This is a genomic window from Streptomyces sp. NPDC001663 (assembly GCF_042893105.1).
Lineage (GTDB): Bacteria > Actinomycetota > Actinomycetes > Streptomycetales > Streptomycetaceae > Streptomyces.
Map to the genome: position 1 here is coordinate 495,422 of NZ_JBIAUR010000006.1, position 25,078 is coordinate 520,499.

Annotated in this window: 23 protein-coding genes and 1 pseudogene; 10 read left to right on the forward strand and 14 right to left on the reverse strand. The window is 69.1% G+C overall.

The genetic code is table 11. From position 1 onward, the window contains the following. Genes ACFY1L_RS21995 through ACFY1L_RS22005 form a run of 3 tightly spaced genes read right to left on the reverse strand, consistent with a single transcriptional unit; the run spans window position 1 to window position 3,019 of the window. A complete protein-coding gene (locus ACFY1L_RS21995; protein WP_388826626.1) occupies window positions 1–1,176 on the reverse strand; it encodes a CaiB/BaiF CoA transferase family protein in 1,176 nt (391 codons plus the stop codon). Then, window positions 1,173–2,192: a hypothetical protein gene (locus tag ACFY1L_RS22000; protein ID WP_388826629.1), complete on the reverse strand. Its 1,020-nt coding sequence runs from the start codon at window positions 2,190–2,192 to the stop codon at window positions 1,173–1,175. The genes ACFY1L_RS21995 and ACFY1L_RS22000 overlap by 4 nt, the downstream gene beginning before the upstream one ends. Beyond that, complete coding sequence (locus ACFY1L_RS22005) at window positions 2,189–3,019, reverse strand: HpcH/HpaI aldolase/citrate lyase family protein (protein WP_388826632.1); 831 nt, start codon at window positions 3,017–3,019, stop codon at window positions 2,189–2,191. Before ACFY1L_RS22005 ends, ACFY1L_RS22000 begins: the two co-directional genes overlap by 4 nt. Window positions 3,020–3,250: 231 nt before the next feature. On the opposite strand from ACFY1L_RS22005, the gene ACFY1L_RS22010 reads away from it, so the two are divergent. Further along, the gene (locus ACFY1L_RS22010) at window positions 3,251–4,783 is read left to right on the forward strand and encodes a PucR family transcriptional regulator (protein ID WP_388826635.1); all 1,533 of its coding nucleotides are present in this window, start codon (window positions 3,251–3,253) and stop codon (window positions 4,781–4,783) included. Between the two features lie 15 nt (window positions 4,784–4,798). On the opposite strand, the gene ACFY1L_RS22015 is transcribed toward ACFY1L_RS22010, so the two are convergent. From ACFY1L_RS22015 to ACFY1L_RS22035, 5 genes are all read right to left on the reverse strand, one after another. Further along, the gene (locus tag ACFY1L_RS22015; protein ID WP_388826638.1) at window positions 4,799–5,788 is read right to left on the reverse strand and encodes an Lrp/AsnC family transcriptional regulator; all 990 of its coding nucleotides are present in this window, start codon (window positions 5,786–5,788) and stop codon (window positions 4,799–4,801) included. Window positions 5,789–5,939: 151 nt separating this feature from the next. Next, window positions 5,940–6,902 carry an arginase family protein gene (locus ACFY1L_RS22020; RefSeq protein WP_388826641.1) on the reverse strand — a complete coding sequence of 321 codons (963 nt, stop codon included), beginning with the start codon at window positions 6,900–6,902 and terminating at the stop codon, window positions 5,940–5,942. 35 nt (window positions 6,903–6,937) lie between these two features. Continuing rightward, entirely contained in the window at window positions 6,938–7,699 is a 762-nt protein-coding gene (locus ACFY1L_RS22025) for a creatininase (protein WP_388826644.1), read from the reverse strand. Next, window positions 7,692–8,531: an aspartate/glutamate racemase family protein gene (locus ACFY1L_RS22030; protein WP_388826647.1), complete on the reverse strand. Its 840-nt coding sequence runs from the start codon at window positions 8,529–8,531 to the stop codon at window positions 7,692–7,694. Before ACFY1L_RS22030 ends, ACFY1L_RS22025 begins: the two co-directional genes overlap by 8 nt. Before the next feature lie 5 nt (window positions 8,532–8,536). Then, window positions 8,537–9,586, reverse strand: a complete 1,050-nt coding sequence (locus ACFY1L_RS22035; RefSeq protein WP_388826650.1) for a Rieske 2Fe-2S domain-containing protein — start codon at window positions 9,584–9,586, stop codon at window positions 8,537–8,539. 154 nt (window positions 9,587–9,740) lie between these two features. Between ACFY1L_RS22035 and ACFY1L_RS22040 the strand changes: the two genes are divergently transcribed. Together ACFY1L_RS22040 and ACFY1L_RS22045 are read left to right on the forward strand one after the other, a co-directional pair. Further along, window positions 9,741–10,577 carry a PhzF family phenazine biosynthesis protein gene (locus tag ACFY1L_RS22040; protein ID WP_388826653.1) on the forward strand — a complete coding sequence of 279 codons (837 nt, stop codon included), beginning with the start codon at window positions 9,741–9,743 and terminating at the stop codon, window positions 10,575–10,577. 63 nt (window positions 10,578–10,640) lie between these two features. Beyond that, the gene (locus tag ACFY1L_RS22045; protein ID WP_388826655.1) at window positions 10,641–11,426 is read left to right on the forward strand and encodes a helix-turn-helix domain-containing protein; all 786 of its coding nucleotides are present in this window, start codon (window positions 10,641–10,643) and stop codon (window positions 11,424–11,426) included. A gap of 47 nt (window positions 11,427–11,473) precedes the next feature. Here the strand turns inward: ACFY1L_RS22045 and ACFY1L_RS22050 are convergent, their stop codons facing one another. Continuing rightward, window positions 11,474–12,946 (reverse strand): APC family permease, encoded by a 1,473-nt coding sequence (locus tag ACFY1L_RS22050; protein ID WP_388826658.1) that lies wholly within the window; start codon window positions 12,944–12,946, stop codon window positions 11,474–11,476. Between the two features lie 217 nt (window positions 12,947–13,163). On the opposite strand from ACFY1L_RS22050, the gene ACFY1L_RS22055 reads away from it, so the two are divergent. The 6 genes from ACFY1L_RS22055 (at window position 13,164) to ACFY1L_RS22080 (ending at window position 20,489) form a co-directional block, all read left to right on the forward strand. Continuing rightward, window positions 13,164–14,840 (forward strand): class I adenylate-forming enzyme family protein, encoded by a 1,677-nt coding sequence (locus ACFY1L_RS22055; protein ID WP_388826661.1) that lies wholly within the window; start codon window positions 13,164–13,166, stop codon window positions 14,838–14,840. Beyond that, the gene (locus ACFY1L_RS22060) at window positions 14,837–15,571 is read left to right on the forward strand and encodes a TetR/AcrR family transcriptional regulator (protein WP_388826664.1); all 735 of its coding nucleotides are present in this window, start codon (window positions 14,837–14,839) and stop codon (window positions 15,569–15,571) included. Before ACFY1L_RS22055 ends, ACFY1L_RS22060 begins: the two co-directional genes overlap by 4 nt. After that, the gene (locus ACFY1L_RS22065; RefSeq protein ID WP_388826666.1) at window positions 15,568–16,098 is read left to right on the forward strand and encodes a MaoC/PaaZ C-terminal domain-containing protein; all 531 of its coding nucleotides are present in this window, start codon (window positions 15,568–15,570) and stop codon (window positions 16,096–16,098) included. The genes ACFY1L_RS22060 and ACFY1L_RS22065 overlap by 4 nt, the downstream gene beginning before the upstream one ends. A 23-nt stretch (window positions 16,099–16,121) precedes the next feature. Continuing rightward, complete coding sequence (locus tag ACFY1L_RS22070; protein WP_388826669.1) at window positions 16,122–16,922, forward strand: creatininase; 801 nt, start codon at window positions 16,122–16,124, stop codon at window positions 16,920–16,922. 410 nt (window positions 16,923–17,332) lie between these two features. Continuing rightward, complete coding sequence (locus tag ACFY1L_RS22075) at window positions 17,333–19,522, forward strand: hypothetical protein (protein WP_388826672.1); 2,190 nt, start codon at window positions 17,333–17,335, stop codon at window positions 19,520–19,522. 253 nt (window positions 19,523–19,775) lie between these two features. Continuing rightward, complete coding sequence (locus ACFY1L_RS22080; protein WP_388826675.1) at window positions 19,776–20,489, forward strand: TetR/AcrR family transcriptional regulator; 714 nt, start codon at window positions 19,776–19,778, stop codon at window positions 20,487–20,489. A gap of 150 nt (window positions 20,490–20,639) precedes the next feature. On the opposite strand, the gene ACFY1L_RS22085 is transcribed toward ACFY1L_RS22080, so the two are convergent. From ACFY1L_RS22085 to ACFY1L_RS22100, 4 genes are all read right to left on the reverse strand, one after another. Next, window positions 20,640–21,299, reverse strand: coding sequence for a DsbA family protein (locus ACFY1L_RS22085; protein ID WP_388826678.1), 660 nt, complete (start codon window positions 21,297–21,299; stop codon window positions 20,640–20,642). Beyond that, window positions 21,296–22,036 (reverse strand): SDR family oxidoreductase, encoded by a 741-nt coding sequence (locus ACFY1L_RS22090; protein WP_388826681.1) that lies wholly within the window; start codon window positions 22,034–22,036, stop codon window positions 21,296–21,298. The genes ACFY1L_RS22085 and ACFY1L_RS22090 overlap by 4 nt, the downstream gene beginning before the upstream one ends. A 93-nt stretch (window positions 22,037–22,129) precedes the next feature. Beyond that, window positions 22,130–22,429 carry an antibiotic biosynthesis monooxygenase family protein gene (locus ACFY1L_RS22095; protein ID WP_388826684.1) on the reverse strand — a complete coding sequence of 100 codons (300 nt, stop codon included), beginning with the start codon at window positions 22,427–22,429 and terminating at the stop codon, window positions 22,130–22,132. 231 nt (window positions 22,430–22,660) lie between these two features. Further along, the gene (locus ACFY1L_RS22100; protein ID WP_388826687.1) at window positions 22,661–23,626 is read right to left on the reverse strand and encodes an Lrp/AsnC family transcriptional regulator; all 966 of its coding nucleotides are present in this window, start codon (window positions 23,624–23,626) and stop codon (window positions 22,661–22,663) included. Window positions 23,627–23,761: 135 nt separating this feature from the next. Between ACFY1L_RS22100 and ACFY1L_RS22105 the strand changes: the two are divergent. After that, window positions 23,762–23,952: pseudogene (locus ACFY1L_RS22105) on the forward strand (DnaB-like helicase C-terminal domain-containing protein); the annotation flags it as partial. Window positions 23,953–24,102: 150 nt separating this feature from the next. On the opposite strand, the gene ACFY1L_RS22110 reads toward ACFY1L_RS22105, so the two are convergent. Beyond that, window positions 24,103–24,897, reverse strand: a complete 795-nt coding sequence (locus ACFY1L_RS22110; protein ID WP_388826690.1) for a GntR family transcriptional regulator — start codon at window positions 24,895–24,897, stop codon at window positions 24,103–24,105. Window positions 24,898–25,078 lie beyond the last annotated feature (181 nt).

A 25,078-nucleotide genomic window follows, 5' to 3' on the forward strand; every position in this document is an offset into this window, starting at 1 on the left:
TCACTCGCCTTCCACGGCGTCGAGAAGATGGTTGTCGGCTCCGAGCCGGGGCACGATGCCGGGTTCGGCGGCCTGTCCGTCGAACAGCAGCGGCAGGCGGGGGAGGGCCGGGTAGGTGCCGTCCTCGCGCTTGAGGCGCTCGTCGACCATGGGCCGGAACAGGGCGCGGTGTTCGAGCTGGGGACAGCGGCGGACCTCGTCGACGGACTGCACGATGCCGGCCGGCTGCCCGGCGGCACGCAGCTTGGCGACGGCGTCCTCGCGGTTCATGTCCGCCGCCCAGGCCTCAAGGGCCGGCACGACGAGCGTGGTCATCCGGTCGGCCCGCTTGAGCGTGGTGTCGAGATCCGGGTGCTTCTCCAGGTCGGGGCGGTCCATCGCCGCGCAGCAACGCGCCCACATCTCGTCGGTGGGGATGACGATCGAGATCCAGCCGCCGTCGCCCGCCCGGAACGCGCCGACCGGACTGAACCGGTCGATCCCCCGGGTAGGTACCTCACCGGTGTACTCGTGCAGGGTGAGCGGGCGCTCCAGGAACGCGGCGCCGATGTCGTACATGGCGGCGTCGATGTGCGAGCCCTCGCCGGTGCGTTCCCGCCGTACCAGTGCGGCCAGGACGCCGAGCGCCGCGTAGATGCCGGACAGCAGGTCCATGGTCCCCATCGGGGCGAGGTCCGGCGGACCGTCGGCGGTGGGGCCGATCAGGCTGCTCAGGCCGCTCATCGCCTGGATGACCGAGTCGAAGGCCGGCCACTCCGCGTACGGGCCGCCGGAGACACCGAAGCCCGAGATCTCGCACACGACCAGCCGCGGGAACCTCTGGCGCAGGACATCGGCGCCGAGTCCCAGCCGGTCGAGCGAGCCGGGCCGGTTGTTGCACACGAAGACGTCCGCCTGCGCGAGCAGGTCGAACACGGCGTCGCGTCCCTGCTCGGTCGTCAGGTCGATCTCGACCGAGCGCTTCCCCCGGTTGTACGAGGCGAAGCCGCCGCTCACATAGTCGTCGGCCGGGCCGAGGCGCGGCTCGTAGGTACGGCGGGGGTCCCCCGACCCAGGCCGCTCGACCTTGATCACCTCCGCGCCCGCGTCGCACAGGATCTCCGTGCAGTGCGGCCCGGCGATGAACTGCTCCAGCGAAACCACGCGGATGCCCTCAAGGAGCTTGAGCCCGCTCACGGCGTCCCTCCCGACGATGCGTTGGTGTGGGTCCTGGCGAGCACGACCGGCCGCCAGTCGAGAACCTCGGAGTCACGCCCGCCACCGCCGGGTTCGCCCGACCGGACGGTGACGAGCACTCTGAAACCGATCACCTCGGCTCCGGGGGCGACGGCGAGGCGATCCAGTTCCTCGTGGCGGAAGTCGAGGACGTCGCCCTCGAAGACCGGTGCCAGGTGGTCGCAGCTGCGCCAGCCCAGCAGGGTGACCAGGCCCGGGACGACCCGCCCCAGCGAGGCCTGAGCGAGTCCGATGGCGTGACCGCCGTAGACGAGCCGCTTGCCGTCGATGCCCCTGGCCGGGTCCCGGTGTGCCGCCGCCTGGTTCTGGGTGAGCCGGACGAGTTCAAGCGCGTTCGAGACGGTGTCCGACAGCGGGTCGCTGTCGACGGTGAGCCGGTCGAAGGCGGTCGGGAAGCTGTCGAGCCGCCAGTCCGGGACGAACCGCAGGTAGTCGTCAAGGGGCGTGTCGTCGGTCGCCGTGCCGATCGTGCCGGCGACCGTGACGGAGTCCGGGTCCCGGCACGGCAGCAGCGCGAGCCGCTCGAACTCGGCGACCACACGGCCCAGTTGGTCGGTCGTCCGCATGCGCAGCAGGACCTTGGCCCGGCGTCCCCGCGGGTTCGGCTTGGTGAGTTCGAGGGCGACCGGTGTCACCTCGGTGGTGAGGGTGTCACCGATGCGCACCTGACGGTGCAGGGCCACCGAACGGTAGAAGAGGTTGGCGATGACCCTCTTCGTCGCGACCGTGGACTGGCCGATGGCCACCTGGAGCACGAGGCCGGGGTTCACGACGCGTCCCCCGGCGCCCGCCGTGTTCGCCGAGTCGACGTCGCTCAGGGCGAGCCGGAGCGGGTCCCCGGTGATGCCCTGGTAGACGGCGGCGAGGCCGGCGTCGAGGGTGATCGACGGGGCCAACGGCAGGGGAGTGCCGAGGACGAAGTCGTCCGCGTAGGGCGCGGCAACGGGGTCGTTCATGGCTGGACTTCCTTGCTGACGCTGTCGACGATGAGGCGTGCGCGGTCGACGACGGGTTTGTCGACCATCCGGCCGTCGACCCGGATCGCGCCGCCGACGGAGCCCTCGGCGGCCTCCAGGACGCGCCGGGCCCAGCCGATCTGCTCGTCCGACGGCGCGAAGCCGTCGTTGACGCGGGCGAGCTGGGCCGGGTGGATGCACAGCTTGCCCGCGAAACCGAGAGAACGGTCCGTCTCGATGTCCGCGCTCAGCTCGGGACCGTCCTCCAGGACGGTGCTCGGCCCCGCCAGCGCCCACACACCGCCCGCCGCGGCGGCGTTGACGATGCGGCCCTTGGCCCAGCCGAGGTCGCTCGCGTGCCAGCCGCCCACCGCGGTGAGCTCGGCGGTGTAGTCGACGCTGCCGAACATGAGGCCGACCACGCCCGCCTGGCGCGCGATCCGCAAGGCGTCCTCGACGCCCTCCGGGGTCTCGATGAGAGCGATCACGGAGAAGGAGCCCCGGTCCAGCAGGGACGTGGCGCGATCCGCGGTGGCCTTCGGCAGGACCACGGCCGCGACCGCTCCGGCGTGCGCGTCGAGCATGCGCAGGTCCGACCGGCCGGTGACCGACTCGGGGTCGTTGACGCGCACGGTGACCGTGACGGAGGGGGCCTGCGCGAGAAACGCCGAGGCGTTGGCGCGGGCGGCGTCCTTGTCCTCCGGGGCCACACCGTCCTCCAGGTCGACCATCAGCGCGGAGGCCGGTCGCCGCAGGGCGGAGTCCAGGAGCTTCGGGCTGGAGGCCGGGACAGCGAGCAGGGAGCGCACCGGGGCCGGGCGCCTCACGGGCGGGTCCCCGGGCGGGAGGCGGCATCGAGCCGTCTGTCGACAGGAGAGGGTGCCGGGTGAGGTACACGCCGGGCGAGCTTGATCATCGGTTCGGAGCCCCTCGCACGTTGGCTTCTCGGGTCGTCCGGCCGTGCCGGTTCCGTTGCGCTGACAGTAGGACCCGGATCGCCTTCGAGGGGTGGTCAAACCGCACAGGGAATGCAGGGCCCAGGGTGCATAATCGCCACCATGGTGAGTGTGGCCGATGTGCTGAGAACGCCGGTGGAACTGCTGGTCGTCTCGTGTCCCCACCCCGAGGCGCAGGTGCGCTGGGTGGCGACGAACGAGCTGTCGGAGCCGGCGCCCTTCCTGGAGGGGGGAGAGCTGCTCCTGTGCACCGGCCTGCCGACCGCGGGCTGGGACACCGATCGTTGGCGGGCGTATGTCCGGGACCTCGTCGGGTCACGGATCTCGGCGCTGGGTTTCGCGACCGGGCCGGCGCTGACGCACGGTTCCGTCCCCCGTGGGCTCGTGACCGCCTGCCAGGAGGTGGGGCTGAACCTGCTGGAGGTCCCCATGGTGACGAGCTTCGTCTCCGTCAGTCAGGCGGTCGCCGGTCTGATCCAGGACCGTGAGCGGCACGAGGCGCGTGAGGCCGTCGCACTCCAGCGACGACTCGCCCGGGCGGCGCGTCGGCGTGACGCCGCGCGCTCGATCGCGGACGAACTCGCCTCCCATGTGCGCGGAAGGGTCTGGGTGCTCGGCCCCGACGGGAGCATCCTCGCGAGGGCGGGCACCGCGAACGCGCACAATGCCGTACTGCCGGAGGTCCGTGACCAGGTGAGCGCCCTTCGCTCCCGGGGTCTCGCGGCCACGGCCGGCTGGGTGTCACCTCCGACGCACGTGACGCTCCAGGCCGTGGGCCTGCACGAACCCCCGGAGGCGTACTTCGCGGTGGCCACGAGCGCGGCGATGTCGGAGTACCAGCGCGCGGCCGTACAGACGGCGACGGCTCTTCTGAGCCTGGAGCTTGAGCGGCGCTTCGAGCGGCGGGAGGCCGCTCGCAAGGTCAGCCGCCATGTGTTCGATCTCCTGCTGGAGGGGGAGGTCCGGGCGTCGGAGCTCGTGCTGTCGGCGGCCACCCCGACCGGGGACGACCTCCGGCTGCCGCGCCGCATCACCGTCCTCCGGGTGCGCGGTGAGGGGGAGGAACTGCGCCGGGCGCACGCGGCCATCGAGTCCGGGAGCGACGAGCTCTGGCATCTCGCGGCGATGTCCGCCGAGGGCGGGGAACTGCGCGTGATCACCGCGAGCCCGGAGGCGGGTGAACTGGCCTCGGGGCTCGCCCGACCGGGCCTGCACGTGGGAGTCGGCTGCGCGGTGCGTCCCGACGACGCGCGGAGGGCCTTCTCGACGGCGGGGTTCGCGGTCGAACAGGCGTCTGCCGCGAGACCCGTCGTCGTCTGGGAGGACCTGAGCGCCTCGGGGCTGACGTCACTGGTGAGCGTCGAGGCGCGGGAGACCTTCTCCCAGGAGCTGCTCGGCCGCCTGGACGGCACGGCGACCGGGCGGGCGGACCTGACCCGGCTGGCTACGTCGTTCCTCAGGAACCACGGGCGAATCCATTCCGTCGCCCGTGAGATGGACATGCACCGCAACACCGTTCGTTCCCGGGTCCGGGAGATCGAGCAGGCGCTCGGAGTGGATCTCGACGACCCGACAGCCCGGCTGAACCTGTGGGCCGCGCTGCAGATCTCGGTGATGACACGCCCGACGGGGTAGCCGTCGCCGCACCGGTCAGGCCGGCCGGAGTACCTGACTGAGGGTGTCGACGCCCCACTGGACGGGCAGCCGCTGGAGGCTCGTGTAGACGAACGTCTCGGTGCTGGTGACACCGTCGATGCCGCGGATGCCGTCACTGATGACACCGCGCAGGTGCGAGCGGTCACGACAGGCGATCTCGACCAGCAGGTCGAAGCGCCCCAGCGTCTGGATGATGACCTCCACCTCGGGGAGGGCGGCGATGTCCTCGGCGACGTCGACGCACTTCCTGCCCTCCACCCGGATGCAGACCGCGGCCATGGTGGCGACCCCCATCGAGAGCCGGTTGACCGAGGTGGTGATCTTGACGGCGCCCGAGGAGATCAGATGCATCGTCCGGCGACGCGCGTTCGCGTAGCTCATGCCGAGCTGATCGGCGAGATCGGTGTACGGCAGCCGGCCGTCGGTCTGAAGCGCCGTCATCAGACGGCGGTCCACCTCGTCGACCGTCGGACTCGGGGTCGTCGCCAGGGACAGGGTCGCCTGGGGCGAGTGGGCGAAGGACCACTTGAGGACGTCGAGGTACAGCATCGTGGTGAGGCCCGCGTGGACCGCTTCGAGCGTGCGCACGTGTTCGTCGAGCAGGTCGGCGAGGTGCTGCTCGTCGCGGGCGAGGATCTCGAAGATCACGTCGAAGGTGCCCATGGTGGAGGCCACGAGCGAGACCTCCGGGATCTTCGCGAGTTCCTGTGCGGCGGCCCTGACCTGGCCCGACACGGACACACCGATCGCGGCGGCGGCGTGGTAGCCGAGGACCCGCGGGTCGGGGACCCCGACGACACGGACGATCCCGGCCTCCACGAGCCGGTTGTACCGCTCGCGCACCGCGTCTCCGGCGAGACCGACCCGTGCGCCCATCGAGCGGAAGGTCATCCGCCCGTCCTCGAGGAGCGCGTTGATCAACCCGCGGTCGATGTCGTCGAGTTCGGCGGGAAGACCGGCGTCGCCGGCGGCTTGCATCGGCATCGCAGCGCACATGGCGACGACGGTCCCTCCTGGCACCCGGGGTGGCTTGTGTTCGGTCGCCGGTCAGCCTATCGCGCCGTACCGATCGGCACGTGAACGGCGCCGGGGCCGCCCGACACGTGCTGTCGCGGCCCCGGCGCCGTCTGTTCGATCACTCGCCGACGTAGGGGAGCTCCGCCTTGGGGCTGCGCTGGTTGCCGATGACGTTCATCATCAGCCGCAGGATCGTCTGGGCGGTGATGTCCTGGATGTCGAGGCCGGGCTGGTACTCCGTGAACACGACACCGGCGACCTTGCCGCGCCGGGCCAGCCCGGCCACCAGGGTCCGCATCTCCTGGAACGTGAGCCCGCCCGGCTCGCGCGCGCCGACGCCGGGCGCGATGGAGGTGTCCATGCCGTCGCAGTCGACGGTGATGAGCCACCGTCCGGGACTCGTCAGCGAGTCGAGCAGCCACTGGGCGCCCCGCTCGTGGAGTTCCCAGGCCGTCACGATGCGGTTGCCCGCGGCGCGCGCGTCCTCGACCTCGCCGCGACGGGCGCTGCCGATGCCGCGCATGCCCACCTGGACGACGTCCTGTACCCACGGGAACTCCCGCAGCCGGCGGATCGGGCTGGAGTAGCCCCGCGTGACGCCGTAGCGCTCCTCGCGGAAGTCCAGATGCGAGTCGACGTGCAGCACGTTGATCGTCTCGTGCTCGAAGCCGCCGCCGACGATCGGCGGTATCGAGTCGAACCCGCCGACGACGAGCGGCACGGCCCCGCGCGCTACGACCGACTTCACGAAGCCGATCCCGGTGTCCCAGACCGAGTCGGGGTTTCGGATGTCGGTCGGTACCGCCCCGAGGTCGGTGACGGTCGGTTTGTTGTCGGGGAAGAGGACGTCGTCGAAGTCGAAGTCGTAGTGGTCCCAGTTCAGCGCGTAGGGCCGCACGAAGGACTGCGCCCGCACGACGTCGGCGCCACCGGCGCACGCGGTGAGGTCGACGGCGTGGTACGGCACACCGAACGGGATGCCGAAGAAGGCGTACGGCGTGCTCAGTTCGGCCGGGTCTGCGATGTACGGGGCGTTGAGGAAGGTCTTGTCCGGGGCGGTGGCGTCCTCGACGAGGTTCATGGCGTACTCGTTTCCAGGGGTCGATGGGGGTTCGGTTACTGGCCGAGTTCGGTCGTGACGACCGACGCGATGCCGGTGACGCACTCGGTGATGATCGCTTTGCCCGCGTCCGCGCTGGCTCCGGTGCTGGGTGCGAGGCAGCCCGAGGAGGGGACGAGGCCGGAGGGGGTCGGGTAGACGTCGTAGGGCGGGAACGCGGCCAGCTCCGCCGACGGGGCCAGGTCGAGATCGACGAGGTCCGGGTACAGGTGCATCATCACCGACGTCTCCAGGAACGCCGCGTGCTCCAGGTCCAGGCCGGGGTATTCGAGGTCCTCCGGGTAGACCTTGCGCAGTGTCTCCGGGGTGAGCAGGTCGGGCCACAGGACCGTCACGACCTTGAGGTCCGCGCGCCGCGCGGTCACCTGGAAGGAGGCCTCGTGGATCGCGGCCGTGTTCTCGTAGTGCCCGGACAGGACGCAGACGTGGCGGGCGCCGTCGTCGGCGAACTGGTCCAGCAGCTCCATGAGAGTGGTGACCGTCGCGTTGAGCGACAGTCCGGTGGTGCCGGGGAACTCCTCGCCGCCGCCCGAGCGGGGCACGCTGCGCGAGCCGTAGTTGAGCGTCGGCGCCACGAGCGCGCCGCTCGCCGCCCCGACGAGGTCGGCGATCGCGGTGACACAGAGGGCGTCGGTGCCCAGGGGGAGGTGGGGGCCGTGCTGCTCGGTCGCCCCGATGGGGAGGATGACGGGGGTGGACGCGATGAGTTCGGCGTAGCGGGTCATCGGCATCCGGTCGATGCGGAGGGTGTCAGGCATGACGGTCCTTCCTGCTCTGCGCGGGCATGGTCTCGGTCTCGGTCTCGGGGAGGTCCGGCGCGTATCCGGTGAGCCCGCTGTCGAGAGACAGCTGTGCGAGGCGGTCGAGGTAGTCGTGGAGGAAGCCGGGGTTCTCCAGTCGTGGGACGGCCTGCCGACTGACCCGTGCCCCGATGGTCGCCTGCGCGCGACCGGCGGCCACGGCCGCGCGGACCGGATCGATCACAGGGATCCCGATCAGGGCGGACACGTCCTTGGCCATCGCCGTGAAGCCGAAGCTCATGCAGGACAGGACGATCGATTCGGCACCTCGGTAGCGAAGCGCGACCGCCTGCTGTGTAACGGCTTCCAGTGCCTGCTCGTACTTGCGGTCGACGTCCGCGAAGGGCGTCTCGATGCTCTCGACGCCCACGCACCGGGATTCGGCCCCCACCCGGCGGATCTGCGCCCGGAGCTCAGGGATGGCCGACTCGGCGATGGTGACCACGCCGAACGTGCGCCCGACGAGGGCGGACAGGACGACCGAGGCCTCGCCGCCGCCGATGACGGCGCAGTCGGTGACGCTCCGGGCGGCGTCGAGACCCGGGTCGGTGGCGCAGCCCAGGATGATCGCGTCGTAGTCCGCGCCGTGTCGGCTCACCGCGTGCAGGACACCGGGCACGACCAGAGCGCCGCCTACGACGGACTCGTAGAAGTAGCCCGGCCCGATCCGGATTTTGGTGACGTCGAAGACGTCGTCCGGGCCGACGAGGGCCCGCCCACGCTCGGCGAGCCGGGTCATCTCGGTCTCGTCGGCGCCCAGGTCGTCGACGACGAGGTAGAGGAAGCGCATCGCGGTCAGCCGGTCGTCGCGGAGGTGAGTTCGGACGGTTCGGGTTTCCCGGCCGCCGCCAGGTCCCGCGCCCACTCCGCGAAGGCGCGCCGGTATCCGAGCGTGAACTTGTCCGCGGGGCTGTGCACGAGACCGGCGGTGCCGAACAGCGGTGCCTCGCGCGGTTCCAGCTGGGAGATGATCGGGGTGTCCTCGGAGTAGATGATGTGCTCGTGCCGGACCGCCTCGGCGATCGGGACGCCGGTCCACGACGGGGTGGCCGCGGTGGCGAAGTAGATGATCGACCGGGTGTCGTCCACCGGCTGGGCCGCGTGCACGGTGTAGCGGATGCCCTCGTCGCCCTCCATCTTGAGACAGATCAACGCGGGCGGGCGGACGTAGTAGGTGAAGACCATGCTGTCGTGCCAGATCTCCTCGAAGCCGCCGGCCACGTTGTAGCCCCGCTCCATGACCATCGTGTAGCCCTCACGGCTCACGGTGAGCGGCTCGACGAGGGGGTCCATCTCGCCCATCGTCCGCACGTGGACGAAGGCGAAGTGCGCCACGTCGCGGAAGTTCTCCACCGTGTGCCGGATGCCGCATCCCACGGGGATCGGGTCGCCGTTGCCGTTGGCCCAGTTCTCCCAGTCGGCGAGGAAGTCGAAGTCGGGGAACTCCTGATAGCCGGGGTCGAGACAGGTCCACACGAGCCCGAACCGCTCGATGGCGGGGAAGGCGTCGATCACCGCCCCGGGCGGAACCGGCTTGTCGGGGCCCGACGACGGCACCAGGGTGCACTTGCCGTCCAGGCCGTTGAAACGCCAGCCGTGGTACGGGCACTGGATGTCCCCGCCGACCACCTTGCCCGTGTGCAGGTAGGCCCCGCGGTGGGCGCAGCGGTTGCGGGTCACGCGGACGGAGCGGTCCTCCGCCCGGTACGCGACGAGTTCCTGGCCGAGCAGCTTCACCTGCTGCGGGCCGCCCGCGAGGTCCTGACTACGGGTCACCGGGAACCAGGCCCGACGGTAGGCCAGATCCACGTCTTCTTCGGTCGCTATCAGACGGTCGCCGGACATGCTCACGAACCTCCAGGGATCGGTGGCGGCAAACAGGCGGTGTGCCGGGCACACCGAGCCGTGTCCACGGCAGTGGTGAAGCCATATTCTATAGAGCGACGGTAAGTATGTCTCCACCTTGACGGTAGCTTGTTGGGTCCGGCAGACTCCCGTCATGGACGTTCAGCGCATCAGCGCCTTCAGCCACGACGGCACGGGAGGCAACCCCGCGGGTGTCGTCATCGGGGAGTCCCTGCCGGACCCCGCGACCATGCAGCGGGTGGCGGCCGAGGTGGGCTACTCCGAGACCGCCTTCGTGGCCATCGCCCCGGGGGCGACCGTCGCGGAGGTCAGGTACTACAGCCCGGACGCCGAGGTCGACTTCTGCGGGCACGCCACGATCGCCACCGCTGTCGCGCTCGCCGAGGCCCGGGGCCCCGCCTCCTTCGAGTTCCGGACCAAGGCCGGTTCCGTGCACGTCGAGGCCGCCGTGGAAGGCGGGAGTGCCACCGCCACGCTGACCTCGGTCACGCCGAAGGTCACCCCGGCACCGGTCTCGCTCCTGGATGCCCTGCTTCCCCTCCTGGGCTGGTCGCCCGAGGACCTCGACCCGGTCCTGGCGCCGGCCCTGAGCTACGCGGGGGCCTGGCACCTGGTCCTGGGGACGGTGAGCCTGTCCACTCTGGAGAGCCTCGCCTACGACTTCGCCGGGGTCCGGTCGCTGATGCTCGAACACGGCCTGACAACCCTGCAGTTGGTGCACCGCACGGCTCCGACAGAGTTCCGGTCGAGGAATCCCTTCCCCGTCGGGGGCGTGGTGGAGGACCCCGCCACGGGAGCGGCCGCCGCCGCGTTGGGGGCCTACCTCCGGCACTACGGGCTGGTGCGGCCGCCCGCGGACGTCACCATCGTCCAGGGAGTCGAAATGGGGGCGCCGAGCCTGATCCGCGTCGCCGTCCCGGCAGGGGACGCGGGCATCCGCGTGACGGGTGCCGCCCACCGGCTGGGCTGAATCACCTGCGAGGATGTCCGCGCCCCTACGCCCCCGTCGCCCGACCACCCGCAGGAGTGCCGCATGCCTCCCGAAGGCCGACCGCCCCGCCGGTTCCGCATCAGTGACGTCGCGTCCGCGGTGGGCGTCAGCCCCCAGACGCTGCGCGTGTGGGAGCAGAACGGCCTGGTCACCCCGACGCGGAGTCCCGGTGGTCAGCGGTACTACACCCAGAGCGACATCGACCGTGCGCGGCAGGTGGCGCAGCTCCGAGACCGCCATGGGGTCGCTCCCACCGCGCTCGCGGACCTGTCGCCGCCCTCGACCGGCGGGCTCGGTACGAGGATCCGGGAACTGCGCCGGCACCGGTCCCTCACCCAGCAGGAGCTCGCGGACCGGGTCGGCCTCTCGCGCTCGCACCTCGCGGCGATCGAGCGCGGTGACTCCGCCCTCACCTTTGCCGTGGTGAGCCGGCTGGCGAGCGCGCTGGACGTCTCGGCCCGCGACCTGGGGCCGAGCGAGTCCAGCGACGACCTGGTGGTGCGCAGCGAGTCCGGAAGCCGGACCGACCTGTCGGGAGTGATCTGGGAGGAGCTGGCCGCCCCCGGTCTCGGACTGGAGCCCGCGCTTCTCCTCGTGCCGCCGGGCACGGCCTCCGGGAACGCCCCGACCGACCGCCCCGGCACCACTTTTCTGTACGTCCTCGAAGGCGTCCTGGACTTTGAACTCCACGGTCGGCCGGACGTGCAGCTCACCACCGGGGACGCGATCACTCTGCCGCCGGGCCTGGCGTGGACCTGGCGCAACCGCTCCGAGCGCCCGGTCCGGGCCCTGTACGTGGAGACATCGGTCCGGCAGGCCCTGCCCTGAGCACGCGCAGGTCCGAAGCCGTGCGACGGCCGCGGTGAACATCCTGATCAGTCGTCCACGACAGCCGCCGCCTGCCGCATGTCCAGCCGCTCGTGGACCTTCATGAGATCGCGGCGCGAGCGGTAGACCACCGCTCCGGCGACGCTCACCACGAGCACACCGAGAGGCACCGCCCAGTTGACGTACCAGGCCGTCCCGGGCTGCCGCGGCCAGGCGACGTTGACGCCCGCCACCACGAGCCAGACCACGATCACGATGTTGAGCGGCAGCCCCCACCTGCCGAGGCTGAACGAACCCGGGTGCCAGCGCCCCTTGAGGCGGGTCACCAGGGCGGCGATGGAGGGGAAGAGGAAGGTGACGAAGAAGCCGCCCGTGACGAATCCGATCAGGGTGACGTAGATGTTCGAGCCGCTCAGCAGGTACAGGAGCCCGACGAGGACACCGGTCAGGACGATGGCGTTGATCGGCAGACCGTCCCGCTGGGAGAGCCGGCCGAGCGTCTTCGACGCGGGGATGGCGTTGTCCCGGGCGAGGCCGAAGACCACCCGCGACGCTCCCGCCTGGACGGCGACGGCCGCGGCGAGGAAGCCGATCAGGAACAGTGCGAACAGCGGTTTGGCGACTCCGTCTCCCAGGGCGTGGGTGAGGGTCTCCACCACCGGGTCGGCGCTCTGCCCGGCGACGACCGCCTTCAGGTCCGGCACGGCGAGGATCAGGGCGAGACCGCTGTACGCGACGACGGCACCGACCAGCACGAGGGAGACGATCAGCGCGCGCGGGGCCACCCGCCGGGCCGAGCGCACTTCCTCGGCGATCGATCCCGCGCTCTCGAAGCCGAAGAACGAGAAGCCCACCAGCGCCATCACCGCGGCGAACGCCCCGCCCAGCAGATAGCTCTTGCCGTGGTCGGCGCCCTGCGAGGCGAAGAGGACCGAGAAGTCGTTGTTGTGCTGCCAGATCAGCAGGTAGGTGCCGATCAGGACGGACCCGACCAGCTCGGCGACGATCGAACCCGCGATGAGGATCTTCATCGCCTTGCGCCCGACGGTGTTGGCGAGCGTCGCCACCAGCATGATCGCGAGCCCCGCCATGGCGCTCTGGAGAGTCGTCGGACTGTCGACGCCGATCAACGCGTTCAGATACGCGCCGCCGCCGAAGGACACCGCTCCCAGACCGCTCACCAGCGTCCAGGTGTAGAACCAGCCGGCGAACCAGCCCGGGCCGTTTCCTACCAATGCGCGTGTCCACTGGTAGACGCCTCCGGCGAGTGGCCACACGGAGACCAGCTCGGCGAAGACGAACGCGACCGCCAGCTGGAAGCCCAGGGCGATGAGCAGGCCCCACCAGAAGGCGGCGCCGCCCGCCGTGAGCACGAGTCCGAAGATCGTGTAGAGGGCGACGATCGGCGAGATGAAGCCGAAGGCCAGGGCGACGGTGGAGGCGTAAGTGAACTCGCGTTTGAGGGCGGGTTTGTCAGCCTCCGGCTGCGTGCCGCGTACCTCGGTGTGTGACTCAGGCATGGGGATCCTCCTACGACGCCGTATAGGCAGGTGGCCGCACGCTAGTCCGAGTTTTATTGCCTCACAAGGCTCTGGACGCGACTAATCATCAGAATATACGTGCCCGATCCGAGCTGTTTACATCCACTCGTTGCGCGGGGAGAAGGTGGCGGCACCCTTGACCGTGACCCGGATCACGATACATTCTCTTTTCTATCAATCAATAGAAAGGATGCACATGCGGTCCTCACCCAGTGCCGCCACGCCCCTTCGGGCGAGGCCCCCGATGCTGCCGCGCCTGGCGGACCACATCGTTTTCAACGCGCGGCACCGCGCGACGCGCGAGGTCCTGGTCTCGGGCGAGGAGAGGGTCACGTGGGGCGAGCTCCCGGACCGACTCGACGCGATCGCGGACGCGCTGGTGAGCCACGGTGTGACCCGGGGGAGCCGGATCGCCGTATGGGCCGCGCCCAGCGTCGAGAGCCTGTTGTGCTACCTGGCCTGTGTGCGGATCGGCGCGACCTTCGTCGGAGTGAACCCCAAGTACGTCGAGGCGGAAGTCCTCCACGTCGTCGACGACTCGACGCCGACCGTCTTCCTCGCGGCGACCCAGGAAGGCTGCGCGGACGTGGCCGGTGTCGTCGACGCGGTCCTCGCCCGTCGGCCCGGGACGACGGTGGCGCTCTTCACGCCCAAGGCGCGCGGCGGGGCCGGCCTGGACGACTTCGTCCCCGCGGATCTCCGGCACCAGGAGGCCGTCCAGGCCCTGGTCGCCTCGGTGCAGCCCGACGACGCCGCCACCATCGTGTACACGTCCGGCACGACAGGGGTCCCGAAGGGGGCGATCCTCACCCAGAAGGGCCTGGCGTACAACTACTGGCACACCTACGACCAGCGCTACATGGACTGGCTCAAGGTCCCGGCCTACTTCACGATCAACCACCTGGCCGGTCTCGGGGACGTCGCGTCTCTCACCGTCGTCGCCGGCGGCACCATGTACCCCCTGGAGGACTTCGACGCCCCGGCGATCCTCTCGCTGATCGAGCGGGAGAAGCTCACCTACCTGCCCGGCCTCGTCACGCACTTCCAGCTCATGTTCCGTGACGTGGATCTGAGCGAGCACGACCTGTCCAGTCTCGAGTTCATCTGGTGGGGCGGCGCGGCCATCCCCGACAAGCTCCTGCGGCTCCTGAAGTCGCTGGCTCCGCGAGCCGGCACCGACTTCGGTCAGACCGAGACGATGGGGCCGCTGATCTTCACCCCGACCGACGCCACCGACGAACAGTGCCAGGCGACGATCGGCCGACCGAGCCCGATCTTCCCGGTACGGCTCGCCGACCCCGACGGCAACGTCGTGCCGGTGGGCACTCCGGGCGAGATCCAGGCGACCGGCGTAGGGGTCAGCCCCGGCTACTGGGGTCGGGCCGAGGCCACGAGGGACCTGTACACGCAGGACGGCTGGCTCCGCACCGGCGACCTCGCCGTCCAGCGCCCCGACGGGTTCCTGGCGATGGTCGGCAGGGCCAAGGAGATGTTCAAGTCCGGCGGATACAACCTGTACCCGATGGAGATCGAGGCGGTGCTCGACGCTCACCCGGCCGTGGAGATGTCCGTCGTCGTCCCGGCCCCGGACGAGCTCTACCAGGAGGTCGGCGTCGCCTACCTCGTTCTGGCCCCGGGACGCGAGTCGACGACGGAGGAGGAACTGCGCGATCACCTGCGAGGGCAGCTCGCCAACTACAAGGTGCCCAAGCGGTTCGTGCTCCTGGAGCGCTTCCCGCAGACACCCGTCGGCAAGGTGGACAAGGAGAGGCTGCGCCGCCACGCCGCCGGTGCGGACTCGGTCACCCTGGACGAGGTGGCAGGTCGTTCTCCGGACGAGGGCCGACTCACGGACAGGCCGGCCGGCCGGTGACACCCGACAAGCCCGAACGGTCCGTGCGGTCGACGTCACCCGCCGCCCGGAACACCACCAGGCTCGGCCGCCCCCGGGCCTCGGGAGCCGCCAAGGACGAGAACCCGCGCCAGGCGATCCTGGTCGCGGCCGCCGAGCTGTTCAGCCGTACCGGGTACGCCGGCACCTCGACCCGTGCCATCGCCGAACAGGTCGGTCTGCGTCAGCCCTCGATGTTCCACTACTTCAGGACCAAGGAGGACCTGCTCGCCGAGTTGCTCGAGAACCTCATCACCCCCACCACCGAGCTGCTCGCGAACCTCGAAGTGCTGGATGCCGCGCCGGCGGCCAAGCTGTACGCGCTGGCCTTCGGAGACGTGCTCAACATGGCGAGCTCCGACACCAACATGACCACCCTTCAGTTCCTCAACAACGCCAGGACGGAGCGCTTCGACAGGTTCTGGGCGCTGCGCACGCAACTGTTCGACGGATACGCGCAGTTCATCTCCCAAGGTCTGAAGAGCGCGGCCTTCGCCTGTCGCGACGAGGCCATCGCCCGCAGCGTCGTCTTCGGCATCGCCGACAGCGTCGCGCTGTGGGAGGACGCCGACAGTTTCGAGCCCCAGGAGATCAGCGTCGAAGTCGCCGACGCGGTCCTGCTCTTCCTGCTGGCCGACAAGGGCGCCCTGGAAGCGGTCCGCACCGAAGCACTCGCCCTGATCCGGGCGGCACGAAAGGAGGAGGACGAGTGAGTTCGAGGACGGAGAAGCCGGACGCCGTACCGGAGGCCGGCGAGACACCGCTCGTCGACCGGCTGCGCCCGCAGATCGGGTCCGAGGTCCATGTCTCGGGCTGGTTCGACGTCGCCCAGGCGGACATCGACGACTTCTCGCGCATCACCCACGACTGGGACTACATGCACAACGACCCGGAGTGGGCCAGGACCGGACCGTGGGGCAGGACCATCGCGCACGGCTACTTCCTGCTGTCCCTCGCGTCGCACTTCATGGGCGACATGGGGTTCCCGATGGTGCAGACCGCCAACGAGCGCATGCTCAACTACGGCCTGGACCGCGTCCGGTTCATCAACCCGGTCCTGATCGGCGACCGGATCCGCGCCCGGCTGACCCTCACCGACATCACCGAGCGCCGTGAGGGCGTGAACCTGGTCAACATCCGTGCGGTGTACGAGTCCGAACGGTGCGGCGACCGGCCGCACCTGATCGCGGACGTCCTGATGCTGCTCGTCCACGGCGACTCCGTGAACGAGGTCCGATGACGAACCGGAAAGAGGTTGAGAACATGACGGTCAACATGCTCGCGGAGCTCCCCTGGTCGGAGTACGCCGAGCGCCTGGAAGCCGGGGCGACGGTACTGGTGCCGGTCGGTGCCAACGAGCAGCACGGGCACCATCTCCCGCTCGGGACGGATACGGTCGAGGTCATGGCGGCGTGCCGGGTCGCCGCCGACCACGGCGACTTCCTGATCGCTCCGCCGATCGCCTACGGCTACGCGTCGCAGATCCGAAGCGCCGCCGGCAACCACTGGCCGGGCAACATCTCCCTCCAGTCCAGCACGCTGGTGGCGGTCGTCTCCGACGTCGTACGGTCCCTGATACGGCACGGTGCCAAGCGGATCGCCGTCATCAACGCCCACTACGAGAACACCTGGTACCTCGTCGACGCGTGCGAGCAGGTGTCGAAGGAGATCGTCCAGGCGGGCTCGGACGCCCGGATCGTCGCGATGATGTGCTGGGACGCCGTGTCGCCCGAGGTCTGGCGGAAGGTCGACGCCACCAGCGGGAACGTTCCCCTCGACCTCGCCCACGCCGGTGTCCTGGAGACCTCGGCCATGCTGCACATCGCCGAGGAGCAGGTCCATGAGGACCGCGTCCAGGAAGCCGAGTACGTGACGTTCCCGCCGTACGACGTGTTCCCGCAGGACCCGACCGGCCTGCCGGAGACCGGTTCCCTCTCGTCCCCGAGCGGATCGACCGCGGACCTGGGCCGCACCATCGTCGACGACATGGGAACGAACATGGCCCGGCTACTGATCGAGGCCTTCGAGAAGCCCGCGACCGAGAGGCATGTGCCGCTTCGTTGAGGCCGGCGGTCGAGCCCGGCCCGGCTGTGACAAAGGGCGCACGCCCAGCGGAACCCCTTCGACTTTCCGCACCACTTTTGCGCACCGATGTTGTGACCGCTCACACTCCTTCCAGGAATGTGAGCGGTCACACGTCGTTTGTCGGGGCCGCTCCGGCATCCGCGATTCCGGAGCCCAGGCCCGTTCTCGGGAGACCACCGCACCGGGGAGCGCCAGGCGAGGCGTCCCGGATCGTCCTCACCGCCGGTTCGAGGTGAGGGCTCTGAGAGAGGGCAAGGCAACGGACACGAGGAGACCATCAGAGATCTGTCGGCGGTGAACGGTGGCTCAGCCGGTGAGGGGGCGCGGTGTGCCTGACTCGGGAGCCGCTTCAGCCGACGGGTCATCAGAGGCCTGAAAGGTTCACAAGCGTGAGACGCAAGATCACCATCGGCCTGCTGTCCATCGTGCTCATGGCGGGCGGAGTTCTGTTCCCCAGCGCAAGCTATGCGGCCGAACCCCGGTTAGGCGTCGATCTGTCGCGGAGCACCGGTGACATCGCGCACGGTGCGACGGGCTTTCTCTACGGCCTGGGCAACCCTGGAGTTCCAAGTGACAACTTGCTCCAGCCGCTGCACCCGCAGCAGGCCGCCCAGAAGCCCCAGGTAGGTCTCCAGCACCCCAGCGGTGACGCCTTCGACGTGGCCCCCCGATACGTGGCGAGCGGCATCAGCGAGATCCAGATCTACCTCCAGGACATGTACCGCGTCTGGCCCTACGAGAACCTGGGCCTGAACGACTACCTCGGCAAGATCGACGACATGGTCGCCGACGTGAAGGCCGACCCGAACTACGGCAAGTACGTCTACGTCCCGTTCAACGAGCCCGACTTGATCTGGTACGACGGACTGGCGAGCGACGCGGCCACGCGGCAGAGGTTCTTCGAGGACTGGAAGACGGTCTACCAGCGCATCCGCGCACTGGACCCGACCACCAAGATCGCGGGACCGAACTTCGCCATCTACCGCGGCGAGGCACTCTCCGAGTTCATGGCCTACGCCAAGGCGAACGACGTCGTGCCGGACATCGTCACCTGGCACGAGCTCCAGAACGACTTCTTCACCGACTACTACAACCACTACGACCACTACCGCGCCATGGAATCGCGGCTCGGGCTCCCCGAACTCCCCATCGTCATCAACGAGTACGCACGGTCCACGGGCGACCTCGGAGTACCGGGTCAGCTCATCCAGTGGATCACCCGGCTGGAGAACACCAAGGTGAGCGGCGACCTGGCGTACTGGGTCACCGAGGGCACCCTCAACGGCCTGTCGACCCACAACAACGAGGCGACCGGCGCCTGGTGGCTCTACAACTGGTACGGCGAGATGACGGGCAAGACGGTCACCGTCACCCCGCCGACCCAGAACGGCGCGCTCCAGGGCATCGCCACCCTCGACTCCGCCAAGAAGCAGGTGCGGGTCGTCTTCGGCGGTTCCTCGGGCGACACCGACGTCGTCGTCGACGGATTGGCCTCCACCCCGTACTTCAAGGGCAGGGTCCACGCGATCGTCCAGGCCACCGACAGCACCGGCACGGAAGATCCGTCGGGCAGGCCCCGAGTGGTGCAGGAGGGCGACTACACCGTCACCGACGGTCGGATCACCGTCCCCGTCGCGAACATGGCCGCCTCCTCCGCGTACCAGATGATCGTCACGCCCGACACGGACCGCACCGTGGCCGACGTACCCACCAGGTACGAGGCCGAGTACGCGGATCTCAGCGGCAGCGCACGGGTGAAGTACGCAGCCGGCACCGGCTACTCGGGGACGTCCTTCGTCGACGGCTACGCCGGTTCGCGCGACGCGAGCACGAACTTCGTCGTCACCGCCCCCGACCACGGGTACCACGACGTGACCCTCCGCTACTCGGCCGGCCCGCACCGAGGAACCCCCGCCGCCAGAACCACCCGCGTGACGGTGAACGGGTCCCGTCTGACCGACCTCTCGCTCTCCGGCACGGCGAACTGGAACACCTGGAGGACCAGGACGGTCAGGATGTTCCTCACCCAGGGCATCAACAGGATCAACTACGGTGCCTACACGCGTGACGACCGTGACGACATCGCCGTCGACTCCATCGACGTGACCCCGTCGACCTCCGGCGTGATCGGGAGCTACGAGGCGGAGAACCCGGCCAACACCCTCAGCGGCACCGCGGTGACCGCGTCCGACACCGCCGCGTCCGGCGGCGAGTACGTGCACTGGCTGGGCAACGGCACCGCCAACACACTTCAGTTCAACGGGGTCACAACGCGGACCTCGGGCCTCCACCGGATGGTCGTGACCTACACCAACGGCGACAACCGTGGGGACGGGGGCAACGACTTCAACATCATCAACCGGTACGCGGACATCACCGTCAAAGGCGCGAGCCCGCAGCGCGTGTACTTCCGCAACACCCGTGGCTGGTCCAACTACTGGACCACGACGGTCGACGTGACGCTGCACGCCGGCGTCAACACCATCAGGTTCGGCAATGGCGCGGCGTACGCGCCCAACATCGACCGGATCCAGGTCGCTCCGGCCGTCAGCGCCGGGGCGCGTCCCCGATCAGGCTGAACAGCCGAGCGAACGGCCTGTACGTCGACGGGGCGAGGCGGTCCCTTCGTCGGTCCGGCACCCTCCCGGGTGCCGGACAGGCCTCGCTTCCGCGTACCTGATCCGCCCGACCGGGCGGTGCGTTCGAGATAGGATGAAGTCGATTTCATTCATTCGACTGATAGAAAGCGTCCTGGGCCAAGGCCCTCCGACATCCGACGCCCCGCTCCAGGCGCTCATCGGTCGAGAGTCGACGTAGGCGAGGCACGCGGGGATGAGTACGACGCGACGGGTCGGTCGACCCCGGAAGGTGGCGCCCGACTTCGACGGCGACCCGCGCGAGCAGATCCTGTCGGCGGCCGCGAGACTCTTCGAGCAAGCGGGCTTCGCGGGCACGTCGACCCGTGAGATCGCCGCGGCCGCCGGGCTCACACAGGGCTCGATCTTCCACTACTTCCCGACCAAGGCCGACATCCTGGCCGAATTGCTCGACCGCACGACCGAACCAGCGCTGAGCTATGTCGCCGACCTTCAGAACCTGGACGTGTCGACCACTCAGCGGCTCTGCCTGCTGAACTACCTCGATGCGCTGGCCCTGTGCTCGGGGCCGTACAACGAAGCGGCCCTCATGTTCCTGCCGGAGGCCCGTGAGCCGATGTTCGACGACTACTGGCGCAAACGCCAGGTGCTCGTCGACTCCTACCAGGAGGTGATCCGCGCGGGAGTCGAGTCCGGTGAATTCGAGGACGACGACCCGGCGCGGCTCAACACACTGGTCTGCGCCCTCACCGAGAGCTCGGTGCGATGGTTCGACCGAGCACGGGAATCGCCGCGGGAGACCGCGGAACTCGTCGCGCGCACCGTCTTGAAGATCGTGCTCCGTGAACGCGTCGACACGGAGGCGATCGTCTCCACGACGGTCGCGGAGTACGGGGACACGTTTCCCGGCATCGTTCCCGTGACCACCGCGCTGCCGGACGCGCGGTAGCGGCGGGACCCTGGCTCTCGACGTACGGGTTCCGGATCCCCGATTGCCTGCCGCCCCTGTCCCGTCGCGGGGCGGAACAGGCGTCGGGGAGGCAAGGTGTCGGTCGCCTCGCAGGCGGATCGCCCACCGCCGCCGGCGATCCCGCCCTTGTTACCCCTCCACGTCACTCTCGCCCGCCGCCCGGGCCAGAGCTTCGGCGAAGACCCGAGGGTCCTGCGCGCCGGATATCCCGTACTTTCCGTCGAGGACGAAGAACGGCACCCCACGGATGCCGAACGCCGCGGCGGCCTTCAGGTCCCCTTGGATGGCCTCGTCGAAGGCGCCTTCCTCTACGGCGGTGCGGGCGCTCGTGTAGTCGAGTCCCGCCGCCTCGGCGATCCGGGCGAGGTTCTCGGTGTCGCCGATATCGCTCCGCGTGACGAAGTAGGCGTCGAAGAGCCGCTCGGCCACCTCCAGCTGCTTGCCCTGTGACTTCGCGAAGTGCAGGAGCTGGTGGGCCTTGGTCGTCTTCGCGTGGCGCGCGCTCGCGTAGTCGAATGCGAGCCCGACGCTCTTGGCGACCTTCTCCTCCTGGGCGGCCATGCCGATCGCCGCGTCCCGATCCACTCCGCGGATGTCGACCAGGTAGTCGATCGGTGTTCCCGCGAAGTCCTCGGGTGTGTCGGGGAGCAGGTCGAAGGAGTGGTACTCGACCTCCACGGCGCCACCCCACTCACGCAGGCCCTCCTCGAACCTGCGCTTTCCGATGTAGCACCAAGGGCAGACGATGTCCGACCAGACATCCACCTTGACGGGGGAGGGGGCGGTCATGCCGTCCATCCGCCGTCCACGGTGAGGGCGGTTCCCGTCACGAACGCGGCCGCGTCCGAGGCCACCCATGCGACCATCTCCGCGACCTCCTCGGCAGTGCCGAAACGCTCGAGCGAGGTCGGCGACGTCAGGACGGCCAGCTCTCCCGTGGCGCGCACGCCGTCAGGGTCGATGGGACCCGGCTGGACGACGTTCACGGTGATACCCCGGGTCCCGAGGTCACGCGCCAGCGCCTTGGTGAACCCGACCAGAGCCGCCTTCGCGGTCGCGATGACGGTGAGGCCCGGGAACGGTGCGTGCTCGGCGACCACGCTGCCGATCGAGATGACGCGCCCGCCTTCACCGAGGTGCTTCAGCGCCTCGTGCGTGGTGTAGAGGACGCCGCCGATGTTCACGTCGAGAGTGCTCTCGATGTGCTCGTCGGACGCGTCCATGAAGGGCTCGAACCATCCGTTGCCGGCGTTGTTCACGACGATGTCCAGGCCCCCGAGGTGCTGGACGGCGTCCCGCACTCCCTGACGGGCCTCGTCAGGGTTGCCCGCGTCGGCCTTGACGGCGTACGCACGCCTGCCCGTGGCCCTGATCTCCGCCACGACCTTCTCGGCCAGCTCGCTCGACGCCGAGTAGGTGATGACGACGTCGGCTCCCCGGGCGGCGAGGGTACGGGCGATGCCCGCGCCGATACCCCGCGCACCACCGGTGACAAGCGCTTTCTTGTTCGTGAGATTCGTATCCATGGAGTCCTCCAGATTGTTTGCTCGTGGGAATAGATGAGAGTGCGTCACAACGGTGTGCCCCGGTACGGCACAGGGCCGTAAGTCGCCTTGAGGCTACGAAGCAGGCAAGGCGTCCCAGTGGCCGCTCGTCGGCGCTTCGGCGAGCAGCGCGGCCAGGTCGACCGCGGCACCTTCCTCGGTGGAGCGGAAGGCCGCGTATGCCGCATGGTCCTCGCTCTGCTCCCACACCGTCAGGAGGTTGTAGACGGTCGCGTCCTCGGCGCTGCGCAGGGCCGTCGCGGAGAGATTGCCCTTGAACGTCCGGGTGGCCTCGAGGGTCTCCTGGATCACGGCGTTCGCGTGATCGAGCGCCTCTTCGCGGACCTTGATCACGAAGTCAACGTAGTGGGACATCAGTCGTGCCTCTCGGGTTGTGCAGGGAGCGATCAGGTACCGCTCCGCGGTGAACGATGACGAAAAACTCCGTGCGAGCCGTCGTATCAGCGCCATCAGATCGGTCAACCGGGCCACATCTGAAAACATTCCCGGCCTGGGAGCGCGTCTGTGTTATTCCCTTGTGCGTCGAGGCGCCGACGCGACGGCACGAGGGTGCGCCGGTTCTCGGCAGGGGTGATTTTCGGGCGGCTATCCGGCCCAGGTGTAGGCGAGCTTCTCGACCCGCATCAGCGGGTAGGCGTTGGCCGACACGATGCCAGGGACGGCACGCAGCCGAGTGCCGAGGAAGTCCGCGAGCGAGGCCATGTCCTCGCAGACCGCCTCGACGATCAGGTCGCACGGCCCCATCGTCGACATGACGATGGTCACCTCGGACAGCTCCGCGAGGCGTTTGCCGATGTCCTTGAGATCACCGACGGCGTCGATGAACACGGCGACCACTTCCTCGGAACCGAGGCGGGTCGGGTTGAAGACCGTGCGGATACGGACAACCCCGGATTCGACGAGCCGGTGGTACTTGCGGCGTGCCGTCGCGTAGGTCGTGTCGGCCTCGGCGGCAAGGTAGCTGTAGCTCGCGCGGCCGTCCGTGCGGAGCGTCTCGATGATCTTCTTGTCCGTCTCGTCGAGAGCGAACGGGATGGTGGCCACCGGGCCCCGCAAGGCTGTTCCAGCGACGGAGAGGATTCCTTCTCGCGCGTACGCGTACTTGAAGATCTCGAGATAGCTGTGGGTCACGCACGAGACGACATGGGGCACGCACCGGATCCGGTCGAGGGCCCCCAGGAGTTCTGATTCACCCTGGCACACCACCTCGGCGATGACGTCGATGTCACCTACCGTGATCGCCACGAGGTCCGTCGCCGGATCGGCGACGAGTGCGGCTACGACTCCTTCGATCGGACCGTCGACGCGGATCCCGACCGTCGCGAACCTGTCGTAGCCCAGTACCTCCGGCGCGATGCTGCCGATCACCTTGGCCGTGCCACGCTCCATGAGGTGGGCGACCCGTGCGCTGACGGCTTGGCTCGACAGGCCGACCCGCTCGCTCATCTCCTTGTAGGAGATGCGCCCGTCGCCCTCCAGCAGAGCCAGGAGCGCACGGTCGATGTCGTCGACGGCAGCGGCGCGGCTGCCGCGGGTGTCGCCGTGGTTCACGCCCGCGTCGTCCCTTCACAGATCCTGCGGACCATCCTGCCACTCCCTCCGTCGCCAGGTGGTGTCGCTGCCGCATGGTCAGGATCGGCCGTCACCGCCGTTCGACGGTGTCCGACCCATGTCGACGATCCGGGAATGACTCGGCTGAATCGCGGGCCGGAGCAACGCAATGACAAACGGCCCATGGGCAGCGATCTACGCGACTCGGGAGCTCTGGAGGACGACGCGGGCCTGGTAAATCGCCCGAGGCCGGAGAAGCCGACCTGATCGTGGCCAACCAAGCTCTGCCTACCGCGACGGTCACGGTCGTCTTCCAGGGCCACTGAACGCGGTTCGTCGACCTCGCTGACGCGAGATTGCCCAAGGTTGCGGGCCGCCATCGCCCTCATCGGTGAGGCCAAGGAGGCCGTCCAGGCATCGGAGCACTGCACGGCGACGGATGCACGGCCTGGGACCCGCGCCGTGAGGCGCGATCGTCAGGAGTCCGAGCCGAAGGAGTTCTTCAGGGTGAGCTCGAAAATCGCCCGGTCGGGTCGGACTCGGACGTAGTTGAGTGCGACGAACTCGCCACTCGTTGATCGAATCTGGTCCTGAACCCATGCGAGCGGGGACCCGGGCGGAACACCGAGAAGCGACGCGGCACGGTCTTCCGCCGCGGAAGCGCCTGTGAGGGTCTGTGACGGGGAGAGCGGGCCGGCAGCGCGGAGGAGTGCCGTGATGTCATGGATGGTGCCGCCGGAATCGATACCAGACGGTCTTGGAAGGTACGAGGTCAGCAGTCCGATTCGCCTTCCGCGATGCCAGAGCAACGACTCGACGACGAGGGTGGGAGTGCCGACCGGCACATCGGTCACTTCCGCGAGGAGCGGATTCGCTTCTTCGGTTTCGTGGCCGACCGCGATGTAACCGACACGGTCCGGCTCGTTCGGATCGTAGGCTCCGAGCTCCTGCCACTCATCGACGGCGATCCTGGCGAGCGGCACCGGCCTTGTCCCCGTGCGGGTCTGCCGGGCGATCAAGCCTTCATCGGCGAGGAGAGACAGAGCGGCGCGCACCGCGTTGCGGCTCGCGCCCGAGGCGTCGACGATCGCCTGCTCCGCGATCTTGAGATCGTCGTCCCCGGAGAGCGCGTAGCGAGTACGGATGAGGTCGTAGAGCCGTCCCACGCGCTTGGACATGGACCCGCGCTCGACGCTCGGCCGGGTCGGACGGCGGATGGCCTCGAATGCGCGTCGCGCCTGCCCTTCCCGGTCCTGGAACTCGCTCGTCACGTTCACTCCTCTCCGAGAACGAGTATGCGGTCATTCGTTCAGGGCCGGAGCACCGCCAAGATGGTTGGGGGCGCATTGGAGCAGTGTGGTGCTGATCTGGCCCGGCCCCGGTGGCGTAATCCAGTGGAAACATACTGGAAACGTCACCGCAATCGATGCGCCCTGCACTGACTCGGCCGGT

What these genes read in the sequence shown, in the direction of transcription:
- ACFY1L_RS22000 (WP_388826629.1), bottom strand. Translation starts at nt 2,192, where the DNA reads ATGAACGACCCCGTTGCCGCGCCCTACGCGGACGACTTCGTCCTCGGC.
- ACFY1L_RS22010 (WP_388826635.1), top strand. Translation starts at nt 3,251, where the DNA reads ATGGTGAGTGTGGCCGATGTGCTGAGAACGCCGGTGGAACTGCTGGTC.
- ACFY1L_RS22015 (WP_388826638.1), bottom strand. Translation starts at nt 5,788, where the DNA reads ATGCCGATGCAAGCCGCCGGCGACGCCGGTCTTCCCGCCGAACTCGAC.
- ACFY1L_RS22020 (WP_388826641.1), bottom strand. Translation starts at nt 6,902, where the DNA reads ATGAACCTCGTCGAGGACGCCACCGCCCCGGACAAGACCTTCCTCAAC.
- ACFY1L_RS22025 (WP_388826644.1), bottom strand. Translation starts at nt 7,699, where the DNA reads ATGCCTGACACCCTCCGCATCGACCGGATGCCGATGACCCGCTACGCC.
- ACFY1L_RS22030 (WP_388826647.1), bottom strand. Translation starts at nt 8,531, where the DNA reads ATGCGCTTCCTCTACCTCGTCGTCGACGACCTGGGCGCCGACGAGACC.
- ACFY1L_RS22035 (WP_388826650.1), bottom strand. Translation starts at nt 9,586, where the DNA reads ATGTCCGGCGACCGTCTGATAGCGACCGAAGAAGACGTGGATCTGGCC.
- ACFY1L_RS22040 (WP_388826653.1), top strand. Translation starts at nt 9,741, where the DNA reads ATGGACGTTCAGCGCATCAGCGCCTTCAGCCACGACGGCACGGGAGGC.
- ACFY1L_RS22045 (WP_388826655.1), top strand. Translation starts at nt 10,641, where the DNA reads ATGCCTCCCGAAGGCCGACCGCCCCGCCGGTTCCGCATCAGTGACGTC.
- ACFY1L_RS22050 (WP_388826658.1), bottom strand. Translation starts at nt 12,946, where the DNA reads ATGCCTGAGTCACACACCGAGGTACGCGGCACGCAGCCGGAGGCTGAC.
- ACFY1L_RS22055 (WP_388826661.1), top strand. Translation starts at nt 13,164, where the DNA reads ATGCGGTCCTCACCCAGTGCCGCCACGCCCCTTCGGGCGAGGCCCCCG.
- ACFY1L_RS22070 (WP_388826669.1), top strand. Translation starts at nt 16,122, where the DNA reads ATGACGGTCAACATGCTCGCGGAGCTCCCCTGGTCGGAGTACGCCGAG.
- ACFY1L_RS22080 (WP_388826675.1), top strand. Translation starts at nt 19,776, where the DNA reads ATGAGTACGACGCGACGGGTCGGTCGACCCCGGAAGGTGGCGCCCGAC.
- ACFY1L_RS22085 (WP_388826678.1), bottom strand. Translation starts at nt 21,299, where the DNA reads ATGACCGCCCCCTCCCCCGTCAAGGTGGATGTCTGGTCGGACATCGTC.
- ACFY1L_RS22090 (WP_388826681.1), bottom strand. Translation starts at nt 22,036, where the DNA reads ATGGATACGAATCTCACGAACAAGAAAGCGCTTGTCACCGGTGGTGCG.
- ACFY1L_RS22095 (WP_388826684.1), bottom strand. Translation starts at nt 22,429, where the DNA reads ATGTCCCACTACGTTGACTTCGTGATCAAGGTCCGCGAAGAGGCGCTC.